Genomic DNA, 3,832 nt, shown 5'->3' with positions numbered 1-3,832 from the left:
TTGAATCGGCGCGCCCGGTGCTCTGGGCGCTTCTGCCTGCTGTCGCGTACGGCGTGTCGGCTGCTCTCGCACCTCATTGGGTGAAGCCACCAGTAACCACGGCAGATCGCGTCTTTCTCGCTCTTGCGGCGCTGTTTCCGGCTGTCTCCTGTATTGCCGGCGCAGCAATAGTCAGCGCGAGACTCCGCCAGGCCAAACGTGCCGGGAATGATCGGGCGGTCGAACAACCGGATGAAGCCGACGAACCCCGGACGTGATGGGCGCGAGGACTTCGCAGCTTATCCGGAGCGTTTATGCCTCCACGAGAATTGGGTTCCCCGCGTGAGTTACCACCAGCGGATTACACTGATATTGATTGCATGCATTTTTATGACCGCATGCGTCACCGATAAGGAAGAAGGTGCTATCTCCAGCATCCGCGTAGATTCACCCTACTTCGGACAGCCGGTGCCGGGCCTCATTCCCGAGCTATTCGCACCCGGGATCGTCAGCACCGATGGCATCGAGTTCAACGGAGTCTTCTCTCCTGATGGGAACGAGTTCTTCTTTGGGCGACACGTTGCCGGCGTGGATACGATGTTCCATTCGGTGTTCGCGGACGGCGCGTGGAGTGAACCGGTTCGGCTACCCGTATTTCCGGGGGAGGTGAGCGGCGATATGTCCGTCTCGCCCGATGGCCGGGAGTTGTACTTTCTCGGCGAGTACCCGAACGAGTACGCCCCAGAGCACCCGACCTGGGATATATGGGTCACACATCGAGTCGATGGGAAGTGGGTCCCGGCCCGGGTGGTGCCCCCGCCCATCAGCACCGAGGCGATGGAGGTGTATCCCGTGGTGGTTGCGGACGGCAGTCTGTACTTCTCCTCGAACCGTCCGGGAGGTACCCGCAGCGATCTGTATCGCGCACAGCGGCTGGGTGAAGGCAACTTTGCTGAGCCGGTGAACGTCGGCCAGCCCATCAACGGGGAGTCCGGGACGGGTGATACGTTCGTTGCACCGGACGAGAGCTACATGGTCTTCTCTTCCGATCGTCCTCCCAGCGTCGGCAACGGCGATCTCTTCGTCTCGTTCCGCCTCGACAACGGCAGCTGGGGCAAACCGGCCCACCTCGGAGACGTGATCAACACCGACGCGCACGAGTTCTGTCCGATGGTCACACCGGACGGGAAGTACCTCTTCTTTTCCAGGCTGTACGGCGGTTCGTGGGAGACAGCCACCGGTGGGAATGTGTACTGGGTCGACGCGGGAATCCTCGAGCAGTTCAGGCATTGACGCTTCATTGGGAGTTGAACGATGCGGCCTGGCGGCATAACAGCCCGCGTCAGATCCGGCGCGCCCGTCTTTATTGGATCCCAAGGATTCGAGAGGAGGCAACGAATGGTAGGTGGTCGTTCTCTTTGCATCGCGCTAGCAGGATTCGCGGTTGTTCTCGCCGGAATCGTGCCGACGCTAAGATTGCAAGCTGGGAGATCGAGCTCGGAACACCGAGGGGCACGCCGCGTGATTCAAGCAGGTCCGGCCACGGGAGGTCTTCCCTATAGCCCCGGGATCCTTGTCGGCAACACTCTCTATCTTGCGGGCACCATTGGAGAGGATGACGCCAACAACATCGTTCCCGGTGGTATCGAAGCCGAAACGCGCCGCGCGCTCGCCAATGTGGGCGAAGTCCTCGAGGCGGCTGACATGGGCTTTCATGACGTCACGTCCGTGACCGTGTACATCACGAGCTTCGATGACTTCGCCAAATTCAACGAGGTTTACCACCAGGTCTTTTCGACCGATCCACCAGCAAGGGCGACCGTGCAGGTTGCTGCTCTGGTTGGCGGCGCAAAGGTTGAGCTACAGATGATCGCCGTCAAACCCGATCGCTGACTCTGCATTTCATGTAGATGGCCGTTTGAGATGCGCCGAGCTTTTCCTCACCCTGTTAATGCGTCGCAACCCCATCGGTTGACCGTCGGGAGGACTGCGGGAGCTCACCGAACCGGTTCAATGAATCCGAGGAGCAATGGGCAGCGCTTCGACGATTTCTGCCTCAAGGGCCGCCAGCTCCTGTAGGCGACGATCCACGTCGGATGAAGACGCGTAACGGGCGGCGAGCTCCTGGAAAGTCGCGGCGTGGCGACTTTCGGCCCCGGCGAGCTGCCGGTAAAGGCCCGCGAGCTCTGGCTCGCGCAGGTGGGTCGCGAGCAAATCGAGCCGTTCGTGGGAGCGCGCTTCGATGAGGCCGAAGATCAGGAGCTTGTCGACGAGACGGGAGCGTCCCCGTCCGGCGAGCGCAAGGAGGCGCTGGGCGTAGGGGTCCCCCGGGTCGCGTCCGAGCGTCAGGCCTCGAGCGACGATGCGGTTGTGAACCGCGCGGAAGTGCTGGAGCTCCTCGATCGCGAGAGCGCTCAGGGCTCGAACGAGCGTCGCCTTCGAAGGATGGGCGGCGATGAGCGAAAGCGCGGAGGCCGCAGCTTTCTTCTCGCAGTGTGCGTGATCGACGAGAACTGTGTCGATGTGCCGACATGCGAGCTCGACCCAGGAAGGCGGCGTCGTGGAGAGTAGCATGCTGCCATTGTAGTGATAGGATCGGTTCGGAGGAATCTGGCATGTCAACCGTTTGCTGGGCGCTTGTCGGGATGGTCCTCTTTCAATCTCCGCGCGCCACGGCCGAGCTGAGCTTGAACGGCGCGACGATATCCGTCGAGTACGGACGCCCATCCCTGAAAGGGCGCGACCTGTTGTCGCTGGCGCCGGTGGGCACCGTGTGGCGTCTCGGTGCCGACCAATCCACGACGCTTACAATCGACGGTACCGCCACGTTCGGAACAATCGTCGTCAGAGCCGGGGAGTACAGTTTGTTCCTCGAGAGGACGGCGGCGGACGACTGGATGCTCGTTGTCAATTCTCAGACGGGTCAGTGGGGCACCGAGCACGACCGGAGGCGTGACCTTCTCGCGGTTCCCCTCAAGTGGGACGTAGGCGAGGCAAGCACCGAACAACTGACCATCGAGCTCACGAAAGAGACCGACGAGACCGGCATCCTCGCCATCCGCTGGGGAGAGCACGTTCTTAGGCAGCGCTTCCGACTCTTGAAGTTGAGCTGAATCGAGATCATGCTGACGTTGTCTGCGATGTTGTTGGCGCTCGGTGTTGCGGCCGAGCCCCACGAGGCGAAGACTCGAGCGTTCTCGTGGGTGGATGCGAATTCCGATACGTTGAAGCGCGTGAACCAGAACATCTGGAGCTACGCGGAAACGGGACTCGAAGAAGTTCGCTCCGCGAAAGAGCTCGTCGATCTGCTGAAGGCGAACGGCTTCACCGTGGAAGAAGGAGTCGCGGGGATGCCCACGGCATTCGTCGCTACTTACGGAAATGGACGGCCCGTCATCGGCATCCTCGCCGAGTACGACGCTCTTCCGGGTCTCTCGCAGGACAAGGTTCCCGAGCGCCGTGAGCGCGAGGGAGCCGGTGCGGGCCACGGCTGCGGCCACAGCATTTTCGGAACCGCGTCCACCGCCGCGGCCGTCGCCGCGAAGGAAGCGATCGCTTCCGGAGCCGTGGCGGGAACCATCAAGCTCTACGGAACGCCCGCCGAAGAGACGGGAATCGGCAAGACGTACATGCTGCGCGAGGACTACTTCAAGGACGACGATGTGATCCTTACGTGGCACGCGAGCCCGGTGACGAATGCCGGCTACGCCTACTCGAAAGCGAACGTCTCGGTGAAGTTCCGCTTCTCCGGCCTTCCCGCGCACGCGTCGACTTCGCCCCATCAGGGCCGAAGCGCCCTCGATGCCGTCGAGCTCATGAGCGTGGGGGTGAACTACATGCGCGAGCACATCAA

At 61.9% G+C, this 3,832-nt stretch carries 6 protein-coding genes; 5 read left to right on the top strand and 1 reads right to left on the bottom strand.

Annotated elements, in window-relative coordinates:
• From VEK15_26635 to VEK15_26625, 3 genes are all read left to right on the top strand, one after another.
• Window positions 1-257 (top strand): hypothetical protein (locus tag VEK15_26635; GenBank protein HXV64305.1); only part of this gene is annotated, 257 nt, incomplete at its 5' end.
• Window positions 232-1,272 (top strand): hypothetical protein, encoded by a 1,041-nt coding sequence (locus VEK15_26630; protein ID HXV64304.1) that lies wholly within the window; start codon window positions 232-234, stop codon window positions 1,270-1,272. The genes VEK15_26635 and VEK15_26630, both read left to right, overlap by 26 nt.
• A 228-nt stretch (window positions 1,273-1,500) precedes the next feature.
• Window positions 1,501-1,872: a RidA family protein gene (locus VEK15_26625; GenBank protein ID HXV64303.1), complete on the top strand. Its 372-nt coding sequence runs from the start codon at window positions 1,501-1,503 to the stop codon at window positions 1,870-1,872.
• 117 nt (window positions 1,873-1,989) lie between these two features.
• Here VEK15_26625 and miaE read toward each other — a convergent pair whose 3' ends face one another.
• Window positions 1,990-2,553, bottom strand: a complete 564-nt coding sequence (gene miaE, locus VEK15_26620; GenBank protein ID HXV64302.1) for a tRNA isopentenyl-2-thiomethyl-A-37 hydroxylase MiaE — start codon at window positions 2,551-2,553, stop codon at window positions 1,990-1,992.
• Between the two features lie 41 nt (window positions 2,554-2,594).
• Between miaE and VEK15_26615 the strand changes: the two genes are divergently transcribed.
• Together VEK15_26615 and VEK15_26610 are read left to right on the top strand one after the other, a co-directional pair.
• Window positions 2,595-3,092: a DUF2911 domain-containing protein gene (locus VEK15_26615; GenBank protein HXV64301.1), complete on the top strand. Its 498-nt coding sequence runs from the start codon at window positions 2,595-2,597 to the stop codon at window positions 3,090-3,092.
• A gap of 9 nt (window positions 3,093-3,101) precedes the next feature.
• A partial coding sequence (locus VEK15_26610) for an amidohydrolase (GenBank protein ID HXV64300.1) occupies window positions 3,102-3,832 on the top strand: 731 nt, incomplete at its 3' end.

This window comes from Vicinamibacteria bacterium (assembly GCA_035620555.1).
Taxonomy (GTDB): domain Bacteria; phylum Acidobacteriota; class Vicinamibacteria; order Marinacidobacterales; family SMYC01; genus DASPGQ01.
The sequence above is the reverse complement of the archived record's forward strand: the minus strand, read 5'-3'. Positions and strand labels throughout refer to the sequence as shown.

Coding starts and splice junctions, on each gene's coding strand:
- VEK15_26630 (HXV64304.1), top strand. CDS start 232: ATGAAGCCGACGAACCCCGGACGTGATGGGCGCGAGGACTTCGCAGCT.
- miaE (HXV64302.1), bottom strand. CDS start 2,553: ATGCTACTCTCCACGACGCCGCCTTCCTGGGTCGAGCTCGCATGTCGG.
- VEK15_26615 (HXV64301.1), top strand. CDS start 2,595: ATGTCAACCGTTTGCTGGGCGCTTGTCGGGATGGTCCTCTTTCAATCT.